General features: G+C 63.1%; 13 protein-coding genes and 1 riboswitch. Of the genes, 11 read left to right on the top strand and 2 right to left on the bottom strand.

Annotated elements, in window-relative coordinates; translation table 11 throughout:
* Positions 1–146: 146 nt before the first annotated feature.
* On the bottom strand, positions 147–1397 hold the full coding sequence (locus CUC44_RS07875; protein ID WP_100859415.1) for an MgtC/SapB family protein: 1251 nt from the start codon (positions 1395–1397) through the stop codon (positions 147–149).
* 202 nt (positions 1398–1599) lie between these two features.
* Here CUC44_RS07875 and CUC44_RS07870 point away from each other — a divergent pair, with 202 nt between their 5' ends.
* From CUC44_RS07870 to cbl, 6 genes are all read left to right on the top strand, one after another.
* Positions 1600–2601: a sulfate ABC transporter substrate-binding protein gene (locus CUC44_RS07870; protein ID WP_100859414.1), complete on the top strand. Its 1002-nt coding sequence runs from the start codon at positions 1600–1602 to the stop codon at positions 2599–2601.
* Between the two features lie 39 nt (positions 2602–2640).
* Positions 2641–3216 (top strand): RBBP9/YdeN family alpha/beta hydrolase, encoded by a 576-nt coding sequence (locus CUC44_RS07865; RefSeq protein ID WP_100859413.1) that lies wholly within the window; start codon positions 2641–2643, stop codon positions 3214–3216.
* Between the two features lie 281 nt (positions 3217–3497).
* Positions 3498–4337, top strand: coding sequence for a sulfate ABC transporter permease subunit CysT (gene cysT / locus CUC44_RS07860; protein ID WP_100859412.1), 840 nt, complete (start codon positions 3498–3500; stop codon positions 4335–4337).
* On the top strand, positions 4334–5221 hold the full coding sequence (gene cysW, locus CUC44_RS07855) for a sulfate ABC transporter permease subunit CysW (RefSeq protein ID WP_100859411.1): 888 nt from the start codon (positions 4334–4336) through the stop codon (positions 5219–5221). Before cysT ends, cysW begins: the two co-directional genes overlap by 4 nt.
* 24 nt (positions 5222–5245) lie before the next feature.
* On the top strand, positions 5246–6313 hold the full coding sequence (locus tag CUC44_RS07850; protein ID WP_100859410.1) for a sulfate/molybdate ABC transporter ATP-binding protein: 1068 nt from the start codon (positions 5246–5248) through the stop codon (positions 6311–6313).
* Positions 6314–6425: 112 nt separating this feature from the next.
* Positions 6426–7373, top strand: coding sequence for an HTH-type transcriptional regulator Cbl (cbl, locus tag CUC44_RS07845; RefSeq protein WP_100859409.1), 948 nt, complete (start codon positions 6426–6428; stop codon positions 7371–7373).
* Between the two features lie 54 nt (positions 7374–7427).
* On the opposite strand, the gene gbpA is transcribed toward cbl, so the two are convergent.
* Positions 7428–8852 carry an N-acetylglucosamine-binding protein GbpA gene (gene gbpA / locus CUC44_RS07840; protein WP_100859408.1) on the bottom strand — a complete coding sequence of 475 codons (1425 nt, stop codon included), beginning with the start codon at positions 8850–8852 and terminating at the stop codon, positions 7428–7430.
* 61 nt (positions 8853–8913) lie between these two features.
* A riboswitch (cyclic di-GMP riboswitch) is annotated at positions 8914–8999 on the bottom strand.
* Between the two features lie 470 nt (positions 9000–9469).
* Here gbpA and CUC44_RS07835 point away from each other — a divergent pair.
* The 5 genes from CUC44_RS07835 to CUC44_RS07815 all read left to right on the top strand — a co-directional run bounded on the left by CUC44_RS07835 (position 9470) and on the right by CUC44_RS07815 (position 17816).
* Positions 9470–11317, top strand: a complete 1848-nt coding sequence (locus CUC44_RS07835; RefSeq protein ID WP_100859407.1) for a M3 family metallopeptidase — start codon at positions 9470–9472, stop codon at positions 11315–11317.
* A 608-nt stretch (positions 11318–11925) separates the two neighbouring features.
* Complete coding sequence (pgaA, locus tag CUC44_RS07830) at positions 11926–14307, top strand: poly-beta-1,6 N-acetyl-D-glucosamine export porin PgaA (RefSeq protein WP_244166736.1); 2382 nt, start codon at positions 11926–11928, stop codon at positions 14305–14307.
* The gene (gene pgaB, locus CUC44_RS07825; protein WP_244166735.1) at positions 14304–16262 is read left to right on the top strand and encodes a poly-beta-1,6-N-acetyl-D-glucosamine N-deacetylase PgaB; all 1959 of its coding nucleotides are present in this window, start codon (positions 14304–14306) and stop codon (positions 16260–16262) included. The genes pgaA and pgaB overlap by 4 nt, the downstream gene beginning before the upstream one ends.
* Positions 16259–17503 (top strand): poly-beta-1,6-N-acetyl-D-glucosamine synthase, encoded by a 1245-nt coding sequence (gene pgaC / locus CUC44_RS07820; RefSeq protein ID WP_100859405.1) that lies wholly within the window; start codon positions 16259–16261, stop codon positions 17501–17503. Before pgaB ends, pgaC begins: the two co-directional genes overlap by 4 nt.
* Positions 17496–17816, top strand: coding sequence for a hypothetical protein (locus tag CUC44_RS07815; RefSeq protein ID WP_100859404.1), 321 nt, complete (start codon positions 17496–17498; stop codon positions 17814–17816). The genes pgaC and CUC44_RS07815 overlap by 8 nt, the downstream gene beginning before the upstream one ends.
* Positions 17817–17854: the final 38 nt, after the last annotated feature.

Genomic DNA, 17854 nt, shown 5'->3' with positions numbered 1-17854 from the left:
AAGCCCAGTCGAAAGACTGGGCTTTTTTTATGTCCGGTATTCCTCCTATTGCTTATCCCTCTATATCCTCCACTTCTTGTTTTATCTGCCTCCCTCATCTTTTTGGATAAAAATGCTAAATAGATTAACTATATTAGTTTATTAAACTATAACAGCGGCAGGATCAGCATAATCGAGACGAGATAGGGCAGTAGCACCCTCAGCCCCAGCTTGTGTCCACCTATGATCAGCGCCAGCAGGCCCTTGACCAGGGAGTTGACCAGGCCTGCGAGCAGGATGCCGCGGGCCGCCACGTCCAGAAGTAGATCCTTGTGGGCGAGCTGGGAGAGGGAGAGGGTGATGGCGTCCACATCCGTGATCCCCGATACCAGCGACAGCAGATAGACCCCGGAGTTGCCCACCTTGCTCTGCAGCAGGGTTGCCATGAAGCCGATCAGCGCCAGCAGCAGGCCAAACTTGATGGCGGTGGCGAGATCCAGCGGATTGCTGGTCTCGGGCTGCACCGGGTTATCCACCACCTCTTCCCGCTGGCGCCAGAACCAGAAGGCGAAGCCATAGACGATGGCTGCCAATACCAGCAAGGGGGTGGCGAGGCGCTGTGCCAGTTCGGCGTGGATCAGCAGTACCAGTACCAGCAGGCGCAGCCACATGGTGGCCCCCGCCAGCAGTATGCCGGTGGCCAGCAGCCGCTCCAGACCGGGTTGTTCCTTGTTGAGGCGAGCGAACTGCAGGGTAAGGGCGGTGGAGGAGGCGAGGCCCGCCAGCATGCTGGTCAACACCAGACCGGAGCGAGTGCCGAGCAGCCGCACCGCGAAGTGACCGCAGAACGAGATGCCGGCGATCACCACCACCATCAGCCAGATCTTGAAGGGATTGAAGGCGTTGAGGGGGCCCATCTCGACGTTGGGCAGTACGGGCAACAGCACAAGGGAGATGAGCAGGAAGCGAAGGGTGGCGTGAAACTCCGTCTCGCTCAGAAACAGCATCCCCTGCTGGATCTGGCCCTTGAGCCCCATCAACAGGGCCGCCAGCACGGCGCAGGCCACCGCTTCGCTCGGACTCTGCAGTACCGACATCAACCCCAACAGGTAGGTGAGCAGCATGGCGACCGAGCTGGTGAGGCCAAACTCCCCTTGCCAGCGCAATGCCAGCCAGACCGAGAGGCCACAGCCCGTCACCACCGCAAGCAGACCGAGCAGTGCAAGCCAGGGCCCCAGCGTGGGCAGCAGCAGGGCGCAGACGCCGCCGAGCAGGCCGATGAGACCATAGGTGCGCATGCCGGCGATGCGCTGATTGTCACCGAGCTGGCGCACCTGCCAGCCCCGCTCCAACCCTATGATGAGCCCGATGGCCAGGGACACCAGGGCGCCATAGACGGGCTCGGCCTCGATCCACATGTCGCTTCCTCCATGTCGTTGTCGCCTCGTTTGATGATGGCACAGGCGCTCATCAGGCAAGGGGCGCTGGCTCACAGAGTCGATTCCGGGTCGGCGTACATGCGAATATGCACAAAAGAGATAAGCAAAGCGCTATTTCTTTCTTCCTGGCATATGAAAGAGGCGGCATGCTGTACTCAACCCAACGATAAGGAGTATCACCATGAAATTGCGAATGACCGCCCTGACCCTGTTATCCCTGCTGGCACTCGGCCAGGCCAATGCCGCCGAGATCCGCCTGCTCAACGTCTCTTACGATCCGACTCGCGAGCTGTTCCAGGAGTACAACACAGCGTTTGCCAAGGAGTGGAAGACCAAGACAGGGGACGACGTGGTTGTCAGCCAGTCTCATGGGGGCTCTGGCAAGCAGGCGCGCGCCGTGGTCGATGGTCTGGAAGCGGACGTAGTGTCGCTGGCGCTGGCCTATGACGTCGATGCCGTGGCCAAGGCGGGCCTCACCGCCAGCGATTGGGAAGGACGCCTCGCGAACAATGCGTCCCCCTATACCTCCACCATCGTCTTCCTGGTGCGCAAGGGTAACCCCAAGCAGATCAAAGACTGGGGGGATCTGGTGCGCAAGGATGTCTCCATCATTACCCCGAACCCCAAGACCTCCGGTGGGGCGCGCTGGAACTACCTGGCTGCCTGGGGCTATGCCCTGAAAAAGAGTGGTAGTGAGGATGGCGCCAAGCAGTTCGTCGGTGACCTGTTCAAGAACGTGAAGGTGCTGGACTCCGGTGCCCGTGGCGCCACCACCAGCTTCATCGAGCGCGGCCTGGGTGATGTGCTGTTGGCCTGGGAGAACGAGGCCCTGCTGGTGCTGGGTCAACCCGGGACCAGTGACAAGTTTGAACTGGTGGTGCCCTCCGTTTCCATCCTGGCGGAGCCGCCGGTAGCCGTGGTCGACAAGGTCGCCAAGAAGCACGGCACAGAGGCGGTGGCCAAGGGCTACCTCGATTATCTCTACTCAGACGAAGGGCAGCGCATCATCGCCAAGTATCACTACCGTCCCAGCAACCCGGCGATCCTGAAGGAGACCTCGGCCCAGTTCCCGACCCTGAGCCTGTTCACCGTCAAGGATCTGGAAGGGGATTGGGACAAGGTCCAGAAGAAACACTTCGCCCAGGGCGGTCTGTTCGACCAGATCTACCAACCGGGCAGCTAAGTTGCCTGGCCCACTGTGACAACGGATAGGAGCACAGAGATGAACAAGATCCTTCTGGTTCCCGGTCTGCACAACAGCGGGCCGGATCATTGGCAGAGCCGCTGGCATCAACACTTCCCCCAGTGGCAGCGCATGGTTGGCCTGCCCTGGGACAAGCCGGACCTCACTGTCTGGAGCGCCAAGCTGGCGAGCAAGCTCAGGAGCCGGCGCAGCCGGGTCCATCTGGTGGCGCACTCCTTCGGTGCCCTGACGGCCATCGCCGCCGCCCGGCTGCAACCGGAGAAGGTCTCCTCCATCCTGATCGTGGCCCCCGCGGATCCAGCTCGCTTCGGCATCCCGGACGAGCTGCTGGCGGGATCCATCAAGGTATCCGCCCAGCTCATCGCCAGTCGCAACGATCCCTGGATGTCGTTCGAGCGGGCCGAGTACTGGAGTCGTCAGTGGCAGGTGCCCTTGTTCGATGCCGGCGAGGTGGGTCACATCAATGCCCAGTCCGGTCATGGGGAGTGGAGTCAGGGTCTCAACCTGCTCGGCACCCTGCATCGGCGAGCCGAGATGGTGGTCGAGCCGGCGCAGGCAGAGTGGGGCCGACGTGCGGCCCTGAGTTTTCGTTAAGGTTGAAGACGTGTAATGAGGAGAACACCAGACGATATGAAGCAGGTTCGTTAGCCTGATCCCATAGCAGCAGACTCCCGGTTTCCCGGTTCCACAGCTCCGTTTTGTTAGGTCTTTTATTTATATAAAAGACCTTTTTTTATTTATATCGCTCTAAAAGCCTTGTTTCGCCGTTGTTAGATAAAAAAGTAATTAGTAAAGGCGTTATTGATGTTTGGTGCACCTGGCAGGAGTGAGCAGAATCGCTATATCGAAAGTTATTTATAACAAACGGATGTGTTATGCGATTAAGTTCTTATTCCGTCCTGCCAGGCCTGGGGCCGACCCTGGGCTTCAGTCTGCTCTACCTGAGCATACTGGTGCTGCTGCCGCTCTCCGCTCTGGTGTTGTTCGCCGTGAACAACCTCAATGCCGCCGAGTTCTGGCAGGTGATCAGCTCCCCTCGGGTGCTGGCCTCGTTCCGGCTGAGCTTCGGCGCCGCCTTTATCGCCGCCCTGCTCAACAGCCTGTTTGGCCTCATCCTGGCCTGGGTACTGGTGCGCTACAGCTTCCCGGGTCGCCGCCTGGTGGATGCCCTCATCGATCTGCCGTTCGCCATGCCCACCGCCGTCTCCGGCATCGCCCTGTGCGCCATCTTCGCCCCCAACGGCTGGATTGGTCAGTGGGTCGCCCCCTTTGGCATCGAGCTCGCCTACAACCCCATAGGGGTGGTGATAGCGCTGACCTTCATCGGTTTGCCCTTCGTGGTGCGCACCCTGCAACCCGTGTTGCGGGAAGCCGAGACCGAGCAGGAAGAGGCGGCGGCAAGTCTTGGGGCCAACCGCTGGCAGACCTTCGCCCGGGTGCTCTGGCCGACCCTGATCCCGGCGCTGCTGACCGGCTTTGCCCTGGCCTTCGCCCGCGGGGTGGGGGAGTACGGTTCCGTCATCTTTATCGCCGGCAACCTGCCCATGGTGTCGGAAATCGCACCCCTGATGATCATGAGTCACCTGGAGGAGTATGACTACGCAGGAGCCTCCGCCATCGCCTCCGTCATGCTGCTCATCTCATTCATTTTGCTGTTGATCATCAACAAGTTGCAGGCCTGGAGCTGGGCCCGTATCGGAGGGAGCCGGATATGACCGCATCCACTATCGCACTCGACAAGGCACCACAGGTGACCGTGGTCGTGACCCATCAACCCGTGACCCGAGAGCCGGTCTGGGTCAAGTGGCTGCTCATCACTGTAGGGCTGGGCTGGTTTGCCGCCCTGCTGTTGCTGCCGCTCGCCACCGTCTTCATCCAGGCGCTGAGCCCGGGGCTGGCCTTCTTCTGGCACGCCATCAGTGAGCCGGACGCCCTGAGCGCCCTCGGCCTGACCGCCCTGGTGACCCTCTGCTCGGTGCCGCTCAACGTGCTGTTCGGTCTGGCGGCTGCCTGGGCCATCGCCCGCTTCCGCTTCCCGGGCCGGCAACTGCTCATCACCATCATAGATCTGCCGTTCTCGGTGTCGCCTGTCATCGCGGGCCTGATGTTCGTGCTGATGTTCGGCAGCCGCGGCTGGTTTGGCGACTGGCTGAGCGAGCATGACATCAAGATCATCTTCGCGACCCCTGGGATCATACTCGCGACCACCTTCATTACCGTGCCCTTCGTGGTGCGGGAGCTGCTGCCCCAGATGGAGGCACGCGGGCCGGAAGAGGAAGAAGCCGCCATCATGCTGGGGGCGAGCGGTCTGCAGATGTTCTGGCGGGTGACCCTGCCCGGCATCCGCTGGAGCCTGATGTATGGCGTGCTGCTCTGTACCGCCCGGGCGGTGGGGGAATTTGGCGCCGTGTCCGTGGTCTCGGGCCACATTCGCGGTCAGACCAATACATTGCCGCTGCACATCGAGATCCTCTACAACGAGTACCAGACCGGCGCCGCCTTCGCGGTCGCCAGCCTGCTGGCCCTGTTCGGGATCTTCACCCTGTTGGGGGAAACCCTGTTGGCCCGGCTGCGTGGTCAGCCCATTAAATCTCACTGATTTCACAGTTTCAACGAGGCAGCCATGAGCATTCAGGTTCAACAACTCAACAAGCATTTCAATCAGTACGCGGCCCTTGCCGACATCAACCTCGACTTCCACGACGGCGAGCTGGTCGCCCTGCTGGGGCCCTCCGGCTGTGGCAAGACTACCTTGCTGCGGATCATCGCCGGGCTGGAGCAGGCCGACAGCGGCAGCGTCATCATACGGGGGGAGGATGCCTCCGCCCTGCATGTGCGCGAGCGCAATGTCGGCTTCGTGTTCCAGCATTACGCCCTGTTCCGCCACATGACGGTGTTCGAGAACGTGGCGTTTGGTCTGCGGGTCAAGCCGCGCAGTGAGCGCCCGAACGAGGCCGACATCCGCGCCCGGGTCAAGGAGCTGCTGGATCTGGTGCAACTCAGCCATGTGGCCGGACGCTACCCGACCCAGCTCTCCGGCGGCCAGCGCCAGCGGGTCGCCCTGGCCCGCGCCCTGGCGGTGCAGCCCAAGGTGCTGCTGCTGGACGAGCCGTTCGGTGCCCTCGATGCCCAGGTGCGTAAGGAGCTGCGCCGCTGGCTGCGGGAATTGCACGACGAGTTGCACGTCACCAGCCTGTTCGTGACTCACGATCAGGAGGAGGCGCTGGAGGTGGCGGATCGGGTGGTGCTGATGAACGCCGGCCGGGTCGAGCAAATCGGCACCCCGGCCGAGGTCTATGACCAGCCGGCCAGCTCCTTCGTACACAGCTTCCTCGGCAGCGTGAACCTGTTCCGTGGTCGGGTGGCGGAGCAGGGGCTCGGCATCGGCGAGCAGCGACTGGGGGGCTCTGCGGCATCCCACCTGGCTCAGGGCAGCGCGGCCATCGCCTATGTGCGTCCCCACGAGCTGGAGATCTTGCCAGCGGATGCACCGGGTGGCATCAGCGCCACCATCACGCGCCTGCTGCCCATGGGGCCGCGGATCCGGGTTGAGCTGCGGGGCAATGGTGAGACCAAAGGCGCCCACTACGAGGCCGAGCTTAGCAAGGAGGCAGCCCGTGCCCTGGTGCCGGGCCAGGGGGTTCGCCTGGTGGCCAAGCAGGCCCAGCTCTACCCGGATTACCAGATCTAGGGCGAGAGAGAAGGCTTAAGCGAGTATCAGGCTTGCGGCCGGGCGACCGGCCACACAGAGAACAAGGCCGCGGGCAGACCCATAGCGGCCGGTCAGCGCAGGAGGCGATGACGTGAATTTTCAGCAACTACGCATTATTCGTGAGGCGGCGCGGCGGGATTACAACCTGACCGAGGTCGCCAACGCCCTGTTTACCTCCCAGTCCGGGGTCAGCCGCCACATTCGCGAGCTGGAAGAGGAGCTGGGGCTCGAGCTGTTCATTCGCTACGGCAAGCGGCTGCTCGGCATGACGGAACCGGGCAAGGAGCTGCTGGTGATCGCCGAGCGCATCCTCAACGATGCCAACAACATCCGCAAGCTGGCCAGTACCTTCGCCAACCGTGACTCGGGCCGCTTGCTGGTCGCGACCACGCATACCCAGGCGCGCTATGCCCTGCCACGGGTGGTGAAGGCGTTTCGCGAACAGTTCCCGCTGGTGCAGCTGGAGCTGCGCCAGGGCAGCCCGGAGGAGATAGTGCGGCTGGTACAGACCGGCGAGGTGGACATCGGCATCAGCAGCGAGCAGCTCGACAAGAGCGAAGGTGTGGTGGCCTTTCCCTACTACCGCTGGCACCACAACATAGTGGTGCCGGAGCAGCACCCCCTCACCGCCGAGCGAGAGCTGACCCTGGCGGCGCTGGCCCACTGGCCCATCGTCACCTACCAGGCGGGCCTGACCGGGCGGGTGCGGGTAGACGAAGCGTTTGCCGAAGCCGGCATAGTGCCGCAGATCCTGCTGACGGCTCAGGATTCCGACGTCATAAAGACCTATGTCGAGCTGGAAATGGGGGTGGGTATACTGGCGGACATGGCCTTCAACGGCCAGCGGGACAAGGGTCTGGTGCAGCTCGACGGCAGCCGGCTGTTTGCTCCCCACACCGCCTGGATCGGGCTCAAGCAGGGGCAGTTCCAGCACAACTTCGCCTGGCAGTTCATCCAGCTCTGCAACCCGGAACTGGCCCTAGCTGACATACAGGCGCGGGCTCTTCGCAACGATGCGGCGCTCGATTACCAGATCTGAGTGAATCGCTATAAAAAACAGGGAGCCTAGGCTCCCTGTTTGCGTTCTGGACGCTTATGGCAGTTGGGTCCAGGCCTCCTGCCAGTGGGAGCCGACGCCTGGCTCATACTGGGTGGCCGTGCTCGCCCACTGGCTGCACCAGCCGCTGTAGGGGAAGGGCTTGCACTGGTAGATCTTGCCGTTCTTGGGTTGCAGCACCTTGGTGCCGGCGGTGTAGGACTTCAGCCCTTCGGGGAAGCTGTACTGATAGTCACCGCCGCTGGCGGGGTCTTTGAGCATCAGATCCAGGGTCTGCTGTACGGCAGCGCCACCGGACTTCGGTTTGCCCTCGATCACCAGCTGATGGTGGCCCGCGCTCAGGCCGGTCAGCGGCATGGTGAAGCTCTGGCTGCTGTCCTTGATGTCGGCACTGCTCTGGCCCTTGGCGACGCCGCCATGGTCATAGAGGGTGTTGGTGACCGCGAGATCCCCCTGGGCTGCGACCGTGAAGTTCAGGGTCAGCTTGCCATTGTCGAGCAGGTATTCGCTCTCCAGGCCACTCACGCTGACGCTGTCACCGATGGGCGGTTGCTGCTGCTCGAGCTGGATCTCGACCCGTTGCAGGTTGCTGCCTGCTTTGAGGTAGACGGGGTTCTGACCGTAGACAGGGTTGAACTGGCCGTCGGTCCCTTGCTGGCCGGCGCGGATCTGGCTCTGCTCCGCGTTGATCTTGCTGGCAAGGGCGTGGGACCAGTTGTTCTTCTGGCCCTGCTCGGTATTGGCGATGGTCAGCACTGTCTGCAGATCCGTACGCTCGCCGCTCGCGTCGAACACCCGGGTCATGGCCTTGTCACCGGCCGCCAGATCGATGGAGGGGTAGATGGTTCCGCCTTGGCTCCAGTTCAGGGGGGGCTGGGTGCCACCCTCGAAGCGGGCGTCGATCAGGTTGTAGAAGCTGTTGGTGGTATCACCCACCTCCCAGACCCCCAGGATCACCTGATAGCCGGTGCGCGCCGGCAGGACGCAGTTGTGGGTGACCTGCTTGGGCGGTTGCACCATGCCCCCGTCGATGACGCAGAAGGGGTTGAGATCGAAGGAGGCCCGGCTCAACGGCTGGTTCGGGTTCCAGTCCTGCTTGGTCAGGTAGTAGCGCCAGTTGCGGGTGACGTGGTTGGCGGTGAAGGTCCAGCTGATGGCGAAGGGACCGGCCTGGACGTCACGCTTGGTCCAGCGATCGCTGGTCTGGGCATTGAGCTCACCAAACTGGGTGTGGCCGGCGGAGGCTATCTGGCCGTCGGCCGGGCCGCCATTGGGGAAGCCGGACGGCGCCTCCAGACTCTGGGGCTCCCACTGGACGGCGCCACACTGGCTGTTGCCGCCGGTCTTGCACAGGTAGTTGCGCGCCTCCGGCTGGCTGATGTAACCGTGGGCGAGCACGCCGCCACTGGCCAGCAGCGCCAGCGCGGCCGCGAGGCGATTGAGTTGAATAGTTGCTGCCATACATTCCTCTGTTCGATAGATGTGGGCAGTCACGTTGGCAGGGGAGTTCCCCGAAACACGGTGTTGCAACCCCGCTATCCTGGACGACATGTCTTTAGACCGGAGGCTTTGCGTCCTGGCCTTTCAACCAGTTTGCCAAATGACTACAAAAGGATCATTGTGTCGCGTTTGACTACGACCTCCCTATCATGACTTCTTTTGATTAAATTATTAAGTGTAAATCTTTACAGCTTGACCTCATCGGAGTAGAGCCATTACGCAAGTTTTTGTTTTTGCGACGATATATGGAAAACATTCGGAGTCTTTTGGATTTCATCGAATATTAAACATATTGTTGTGATGTATCTTCAATACCTGCGCTCTCATCCATGAACGGCCAGCGGATCTGGAGGCGGCACCGCCATGGCGGAAAGGGGAGGTTGGACGGGTCGAGGCGGCCAACCCCTGGCCAGAGTGTTAGCCGGGGTCGATAATCTCCCGCGAGCGGCAGACAGCGGAGACCGCTTTTGCTAGCGTGATGGAGCGCATCCCGGCGCACCCAGTCCTATGCCGTGAGGATGGGGCATCATCCAAAAAGGAACGGCTGGCCAGAGGCCGCCGATAACAAGAGGGACCTTATGACTTCCAATGCCAGGAATTACTTGAACCAGCTCAACGCCGAGTACCTGCAGGTACACAGGCGCAAGGAGGATCTGTTCTGGTCCACCTACATGGGCACCAGCGACGATCAGGCCGGTTTCACCGCCGCCGAGCAGGCCTACAAGGCCTTCTGCGCCGATCCGGCGCGGCTGCCGGTGTTGCGGGAGATGCAGGCCCAGGCCGAGGGGGCGGATCTCAAACGCGGGCTCGGGGGCTGGATTGCCTTCTTCGAGTGCAACGTCATCGAAGATCCCGCCGCCGCCGCCCTGATGGACGAGCTGGTGGCCGCCGAGGCGGCCCTGTTCGCCCGCCGCAAGGAACTCAAGCTCAGTCTGCTCGATGAGCAGGGGCGGCAGGTTGCCGGTAGTCTGCCGGCGGCCAGCACCTCGCTGGCTGCCAGCCAGAACGAGGCGGTGCGCCAAAGCGCGATCACCATGTTCCATGCCTTGGAGCAGTGGGTGGTGGACAACGGTTTTCTCGAGGTGGTGGCACTGCGCAACCGCTTCGCCCGCGCCATGGGCTATCGGGACTACTTCGACTACAAGGTGCACAAGAACGAGCAGATGAGCCCGGAGCAGTTGTTTACGGTGTTGGATGACTTTATCGCCCGCACCGAGGATCGGGTGCACCAGGGCCTCGCCGAGCTGAAGGCGGCCAAGGGGGCGACGGCGCTGCTGCCCCACAACCTGCGCTACTTCGTGAGCGGCGACGTGACCCGCCAGCTCGACCCTTATGTGCCCTTCTCCCGGGCACTGAAGGATTGGGTCGAGAGCTTCCGCCGCCTCGGCATCCAGTACCGAGACGCGACCCTGACTTTGGATCTGCTGACTCGGGAGGGGAAATACGAGAACGGCTTCTGCCACGGCCCGGTGCCGAGTTTCTGGCAGGAGGGGCAATGGGTGCCGGCTGTGGTCAACTTCACCAGCCTGGCGGATCCGGCCCAGGTCGGCAGCGGCTGGAGCGGACTCAACACCCTGTTCCACGAGGGGGGCCATGCGGCCCATTTTGCCAACGTGACCGGCAACGCGCCCTGCTTCTCCCAGGAGTTCCCACCTACCTCCATGGCCTATGCCGAGACCCAGTCCATGTTCTGCGACAGCCTGCTGGACGATGCGGACTGGCTCAAGCGTTACGCCCGCAACGAAGCCGGGGAGGTGATCCCGGATGCGCTCATCGAGGCCATGATAGCGGCGCGCCAGCCGTTTAGGGCCTTCAACGAGCGCCAGATAGCCCTAGTGGCTTACTTCGAGCGGGATCTCTACGCCATGGACGAGGCCGAGCGCAGCCCGGCGGCCGTGCTGGCGCTGGCCCGCCAGTGGGAGCGCAAGATCCTGGGAGTGGAGAGCCCGCGCCCGCTGCTTGCCATCCCCCATCTGCTCAACCAGGAGTCGGCCTGCGCCTATCACGGCTACCTGCTGGCCCTGATGGCGGTGGAGCAGACCCGCGCCTACTTCCTGCGTCGGGACGGCTATCTCACCGACAACCCGCGCATCGGCCCGGACTTGGCCGCCCACTATTGGGGGCCGGGCAATGGCATGACCCATGACCAGACCCTACAGAGCCTGACCGGTGAGGGCTTCAGCGCAGGCCCCCTGGCCCGGGTGTGCAACCAGAGCGTGGCCGAAGCCTGGGCGACGGCATCTGCTTGCATGGCGGCGGCGCGTCAGCGCCCCCCTGTCGGTGACGGTACTCCCCTCAATGCTCACATCCGGGTGGTGCACGGAGAGACGCTGATCGCCGACAACAGCCACTCGGAGGCGCAGATGCTGGCGGACTTCGAGGCCTGGATCCACAACCATTACCAGGGTGAGAAGCAGCTAGCCTAGCAGGTCAGGCATGATCGACATGAGTGCGTTGCCATGGCGCACGACAGGAGCCCCGCGAGGGGCTCTTTTTATAGGTGAGGCGGAGGATATGGGGGCAAAGCAGGGCCGTATTTCATGCCGACAATCTGTATCTATGGGAGCTAGCTGTGTTTCCGAACGAGGCTTTATGGCGTGCGCAGGGACTGGTGGCGGCGACACAGACTGTCACAGCGGCCTCATGGACACTTGTTACGCTCAATTGCTCATCGCCGGTGTAAAGATATCTTCCTCGGACCATTTAACCCCACTGATACCAATGTTTTGTTGCCGCACTCAGTGCTTTTTTTCGTCGATTCAACACTCCCCGACAGGCTGGGTTCAGCCGAGGTTCATAGAATCTCCTGATTGACTAATTCCAGAGCAGACTCAAAATCGGCCACCTCGCCACCCCCGATGTGAGTCGGGTTCGGAAAGTCTCAGATCTCCACACGAGATGGCTGGACCGCACATACGAAGGGCGGGCTCCGTCTTTCACCCGTAAATCCCGAGCGTTCCAGCGCCGTGCGCAGGGTCAGGCATCGCCTCGACTCGCCGCGGTCGACGCCACGAAATCTGGGTGTATGTTGCGAATGAATCGCATTTTTTATCTTCTTCCCTTGTTGCCCGCCTTTGCTCAGGCGGGAGCTCTCGATCAGGAGAGAGAGTCCTGGGTCATCCAGGCGCGGCAGGGGCAGCTCGAGCAGGCCGCCGCCGGGCTCGACGCCCTCTATCGGCGCAGCCGGGATGGCAAGGTGCTCGACGATCTCATCGCGGTGCAACTCTGGCGCAAGGATCCGGCGGCGGCGCTGGCCAGTTGCGAGCCCTGCGAGTTCAAACCTATCTCCAATGCCTCTCTCGAAGCCCTGGCCAGGGCGGCGCGGGATGAGCGTCGCTACCCCCTCGCCATCAGCTATTACCGCATCTTGCAGGGGCGGGCGCCGGACAACCGCAACGCCTGGCTCGGTCTCTACCTGAGTGCCAGCGATCAGGGCAATCTGACCCTGGCTCGCCAGGCGGCCAGCGACTATGAGGCGCGCTTCGGTCGGGATCAGGCCATCCTGGATGCCCGCATCTATGGCGCGCGCAGGCAGGGGGATGCCATGGGGGAGATGCTGGCCCGCCAGCAGTGGCTGGAGCAAGACCCTGGCAACCCAGAACAGTTGCTGGCCCTCTATCGCGTCGCGGTGAGCCTGGGGGCTGGCCCGGCGGCCGCGGATCTGATGCGCCAGCACCCTTCGTTGTTCAAACCCGTCGACCGGCTCTGGCTGGATCACTATGAGGCGGTCAGCCTGCTGCGCAGCGTCGCCCAGACCGAGGATCCCGCGCTCACCACCCGCGCCTTGCGTCGGGCGCTGGCGTTGCAGGAGCGGATCCTGCGCGAGGCGCCGAGCGATCATCCCCTCCATCTGAGCAACGAGCGGGATCGCATCGTGACCCTGGCGGCCCTCGGGCGTTTCGCACAAGCGGAGAACGACTCCGCCGCCCTGCTGGCCAGGGAGGCCCAGCCCGATTATGTGCTGATGGCTCGCGCCGATGCCCTGGCGGGTCTTGGGCGCAGCCGTGAGGCCAGCCTCATCTACGACGAGCTTGCTTCGCGGATGCCGGCGGACAAGGAGCTGAGGGAGAAGCGCTTCTATGCCTACACGGATCAGGAGCGCTACGACGCGGCCGCCGGGCTGCTGACCCAGTGGCAGGAGCCCCTGACCCGCTGGGACTTCACCGGCAACACCCGCATGGATAACGATGATTACGAGCGGTTGTTGCAGCTGCAGAACCTGTTGGGGGCCTGGCGCGGCCAGGCCGATAATGCCGAGCGCCAGCTGCTTGGCTGGCTTGAGAGCGCGCCGGCCAATCCCTGGCTCTGGATGCAGCTCGGGGATCTGCGCCGCTGGCGGGGCCATCCCGACGAGGCCGATGAGGCCTATGCCGAGGCGGCCCGCTGGTTGCAGCCCGCCAGTCAGGCTCAGCTCGAACCGGGGCGGCTCAATGCCCGCCTCGATCGGGGACAGTGGCAGCAGACCCCCGCCCGCATCCGCGCCCTGGGTGAGGGCAACCGGGATCGCAAGGAGTTGGGCCAGCGCCTCAAGCAGGAGCAGGCACCGACCCTGGTGAGCGAATTCACCCATGGCAGCAGCGAGGGCGGCTCAGTGCTGGCGAGCCGGGACTGGCGCTACGATGCCCGTCTCTACAGCGCCCGCAGCGATGAGGGCCATCGCCTGTTCGTGCGCCGTCAGGGTGGCTTTGGCGAGTTTGACAATGAACCCGAGCGCGCCGCCTACAGCGGTCTTGGTATGGAGCTCTCCCTCTACCCGCTGCAATGGACTGTGGAAGGGGGGATGGGATCCGAGCTCAATCACAGGGGCTATCTGTGGAACCGGCTGGACTGGCGGCTCGGGGATCATTGGTCCCTCGGTGGCGCCGTCAACCTCAACAGTGCCGACACGCCGCTGCGGGCGTTGGCCCGGGGTGACTACGCAGATCAGTATCAACTCGAGCTGAACTGGCGCCAGGACGAGAGTCGGGAGGCGGGGGCCCAGCTCGAGCTGATGGACCTGAGTGATGGCAACCAGCGCAAGAGCGTCTCCGGCTTCGTGCGCCAGGACCTGTGGCGCCGTGATCGCTGGTGGCTCGATGGTACCTTGCGCGCCGCCAGCTCCCGCAACGAGGCGGTGGAGGTGGATTACTTCAACCCCCTTGAGGATCGCAACCTGGAGCTGGAACTGGGCGCCCGCTATCGCCTGCCCTTTGACGCCAACCGTGTGCTGGTACAGGGCCTCTTCCTGTCGACCAACAGCTACTGGCAACAGGGCTATGGCGGCAGCCAGGGCTGGCAGCTCAGCTACCGCCATGACTGGGAACTCTCCCCGGCCCTGAGCCTGGGTTATGGCCTCGGCCGTAGCAAGGCCACCTATGACGGCGATGCCGAGTACGGCGATTTCGTCTTTGCCAATCTGCAATGGAGCTTCCTGTGATACGCCGACTGCTCACCCCGTTCTGCCTGCTCATCTCCCTGCTGCTGCCCTGGACAACCCAGGCCGCCCGTCAGGGGGACGACTATGTGGTGCTCTGCTACCACGACATCATCGATCTCAAGCTGACGCCGGATCGCAAGCTCTATCCCCAGACCATGCGCCGCGACACCCTGATCCGCCACTTCAACTGGATCCGGCGGCAGGGCTATCAGCCGGTCAGCTTCCAGCAGATCCTGGATGCCAAGGCGGGCAAGGCCCCTCTGCCACCCAAGGCCATACTGCTCAGCTTCGATGATGGTTACGAAAGCTTCTATCGCCTGGTCTATCCCCTGCTCAAGCTCTATCAATACCCGGCGGTGTTCGCCCTGGTGGGCAGCTGGCTGGATGTACCCCGGGATCAGATGGTGCCCTATGGCGACGACAAGCTGCCCCGGGACTACTTCGTCGGCTGGCCGCAGATCCAGGAGATGCAGGCCTCCGGTCTGGTGGAGATTGCCTCCCACACCTTCGCCTCCCACTTCGGCCTGCTGGCGAACCCCCAGGGTAATGTGCAACCCGCGGTGACCACGGCGGGCTGGAGCCCCAAGGGGTACGAGAGTCAGGCGCAATACAGGGCGCGGCTAAAGGCGGATTTCGAGACGTCGAGCCAGCAGATCCGCCAGCACCTCGGCCAGCGCCCGCGCATCATGGTCTGGCCCTATGGCGCCTTCAACGAGGTCGCCCTCTCCGTGGCCAAGGAGGCGGGCATGCCCTACACCTTCACCCTGGATGACGGGGTCAACCGGCTGGCAGAGTCGGGCAGTCAGGTGCGCCGTTACCTGCTGGAGGAGGAGACCAGTCTGCAGAACCTGGATGAGATCATGGGTGGCAATACCTGGTCCCAGCCGGTGCAGCGGCTGGTACACGTGGATCTCGACTACGTCTACGACAAGGATCCGGTGCAGCAGGGCAAGAACCTCGACAAGCTGCTGGATCGCATCAAGAACTACGGCATCACCACCGTCTACCTGCAGGCCTATGCCGACGACAACGCCGACGGGGTGGCGGAGGCGCTCTATTTCCCGAACCGCCACATGCCGATGAAGGCCGACCTGTTCAATCGGGTCGCCTGGCAGCTGCGCACCCGGGCCGGGGTCAAGGTCTACGCCTGGATGCCGGTGCTGGCCTACGACCTTGGCCCGGGTCACCCCTATGTCACCGACAGCCGCACCGGCAAGCCGGCCCCGGATCAGTACCTGCGCCTGGCTCCCTGGAACGAGGCCAATCGCCGCCTGATCGCGGATATCTACGAGGATCTCGGCTTTTATACCAAGTTCGACGGCCTGCTGTTCCACGACGATGCCTTCCTCGGGGATTACGAAGGGGAAGGGCTGCTGTCCCGCAGCCCGGCGGCGCTCAAGGCCCAAGGGGAGCACAAGACCCACCAGCTCATCGACTTCACCCTTGAGCTGAAAGCTGCGGCGGCCCGCTATCGACAGGGGGGACAGGATGGACTGATGACGGCGCGCAACATCTATGCCGCCCTCATCACGGAGCCCGAGTCCCAGCAGTGGTTTGCCCAGAGTATGGGGGACTTTGCCCGTGCCTATGACTATACCGCCGTGATGGCCATGCCCTACATGGAGCAGGCCGGGGAGCCGGATGCCTGGCTCGCCAAGCTGGCGAAGGACGCACTGGCGACAGTGCCCGCCGACAAGCTGGTATTCGAGCTGCAAAGCCGCAACTGGCGCACCGAGCAGCCAATCCCGGATGCCGAGCTGGCGCGCTGGATGCGCATCATCCGCGAGCAGGGGGTGAACAACTTTGGCTACTACCCGGATGATTTTCACAATAACCAACCGGATCCGGCTGTGCTTAAACCCGCACTTTCGGCGGCCAGCCAACCCAGGCCCATAGTGGGGCCTGCGCAAGGCGCCGAGGCCAAAGGCAAGGGCTCGCCGGGGCTGCAACCATGACGGCGTTTGTCGACGGACTGGCGGTTTTCACCCTGGCCTACCCCAGCCTGATGGCCATGGTGTGGATGTGCGGTGGCCTCTATTACTACTTCCAGTGGGAGCGCCGGGATCTGGCGCTGGCCAAGCGAGGCTTGACGCTGCCGAGCCACCCCAGGGTGACTCTGATGGTGCCCTGCTACAACGAGGGGGCCAATGTGGAGGAGACCATAGGCCACCTGCTGCGCCAGCGTTACCCCAACTTCGAGGTGCTGGCCATCAATGACGGCAGCCGGGATGACACTGGGGCCAGGCTCGACAGGTTGGCGCTGGGGGATGCACGGCTGCGGGTGCTGCATCAGCCCAATCAGGGCAAGGCGATGGCCCTCAATCATGCCCTGGGGGAGGCCGATGGGGAGATCCTGGTGGGGATAGACGGTGATGCGGTACTCGATCACGACGCCGTGATGTGGATGGTGAAGCACTTCCTGGAGAGCCCCAGGGTGGGGGCCGTGACCGGCAACCCCAGGGTGCGCACCCGATCCACCATCATCGGCAAGATCCAGACCGGGGAGTTCAGCTCCATCATAGGGCTCATCAAGCGGGCCCAGCGCATCTATGGCACCGTCTTCACCGTGTCCGGGGTGGTGGTGGCGTTTCGCAAGAGCGCGGTAGAGGCGGTCGGCGGCTGGAGCACCGACATGGTGACCGAGGACATCGACATCAGCTGGAAGCTGCAACTGGGTGGCTGGCTCATCCACTATCAACCCCAGGCGCTGTGCTGGGTGCTGATGCCGGAGACGGTGCGCGGCCTCTACAAGCAGCGGCTGCGCTGGGCCCAGGGCGGCGCCGAGGTGATGTTGCGCTACGGCGCCCAGGTGCTGCGCTGGCGGAATCGACGCTTCTGGCTGCTGCTGCTGGAATACGCCGCCAGTGTGACCTGGTGTTACGGCATGCTGTTTCTGGCGCTGAACTGGCTGCTGCATCCGAACCTGACCACCCTGGCGGAGGGACACTTCTTCGCCTGGTCCGGGGTGCTGATGACCGGCATCTGCCTCTTGCAGTTCGGGATCAGCATCTTCATCGACAGCCATTACGATCGCACCATGCTGCGCAGCTTCATTTGGTGTGCCTGGTATCCCCTGATCTACTGGCTGCTCAACCTGGTGACCGTGATCGTCGCCGTGCCCAAGGCCGTGTTGCGCCGCCGCGGCCAGCTGGCGGTGTGGGAGAGCCCGGACAGAGGAGAATCCTTCCGTGAGTAAACACCAGCTCGGCAAAGAGATGATCATCCGCAATGGCAGCCGGCGCAGCTGGGGCTATCGGCTACGGGACCTGCTGCTGTTGCTGCTGACCTGGGGCAGCTGGCTGTTTCTGGCGCTGCAACCCTGGTTCAACTACCTCGACAAAGGCGATGAGGTGAGCTTCATCGGCTCCCTCGGCTGGCTGGCCCTGGGGCAACTGTTCCTGGCGCTGATCATCGGCCTGTTTCTGCTGATCCATACCTGGGCCAAATACAACAAGCTGCTCCATCGCCTGATGCAGCAGCGCGCCAAGCGGCGCAATGAGCCACGCTAGACCTTTTTGGGGGCGTCGTCTGTTTATGGATGTGGAAT

It is taken from the genome of Aeromonas lusitana, assembly GCF_002812985.1.
Taxonomy (GTDB): domain Bacteria; phylum Pseudomonadota; class Gammaproteobacteria; order Enterobacterales; family Aeromonadaceae; genus Aeromonas; species Aeromonas lusitana.
Note: the sequence above shows the minus strand (reverse complement) of the source record. Positions and strands in the feature narration are given on the sequence as shown.

Excerpts from the sequence above, each read along its gene's own strand:
- CUC44_RS07875 (WP_100859415.1), bottom strand. The coding sequence starts at position 1,397 with ATGTGGATCGAGGCCGAGCCCGTCTATGGCGCCCTGGTGTCCCTGGCC.
- CUC44_RS07870 (WP_100859414.1), top strand. The coding sequence starts at position 1,600 with ATGAAATTGCGAATGACCGCCCTGACCCTGTTATCCCTGCTGGCACTC.
- CUC44_RS07865 (WP_100859413.1), top strand. The coding sequence starts at position 2,641 with ATGAACAAGATCCTTCTGGTTCCCGGTCTGCACAACAGCGGGCCGGAT.
- cysT (WP_100859412.1), top strand. The coding sequence starts at position 3,498 with ATGCGATTAAGTTCTTATTCCGTCCTGCCAGGCCTGGGGCCGACCCTG.
- cysW (WP_100859411.1), top strand. The coding sequence starts at position 4,334 with ATGACCGCATCCACTATCGCACTCGACAAGGCACCACAGGTGACCGTG.
- CUC44_RS07850 (WP_100859410.1), top strand. The coding sequence starts at position 5,246 with ATGAGCATTCAGGTTCAACAACTCAACAAGCATTTCAATCAGTACGCG.
- gbpA (WP_100859408.1), bottom strand. The coding sequence starts at position 8,852 with ATGGCAGCAACTATTCAACTCAATCGCCTCGCGGCCGCGCTGGCGCTG.
- CUC44_RS07835 (WP_100859407.1), top strand. The coding sequence starts at position 9,470 with ATGACTTCCAATGCCAGGAATTACTTGAACCAGCTCAACGCCGAGTAC.
- pgaA (WP_244166736.1), top strand. The coding sequence starts at position 11,926 with ATGAATCGCATTTTTTATCTTCTTCCCTTGTTGCCCGCCTTTGCTCAG.
- pgaC (WP_100859405.1), top strand. The coding sequence starts at position 16,259 with ATGACGGCGTTTGTCGACGGACTGGCGGTTTTCACCCTGGCCTACCCC.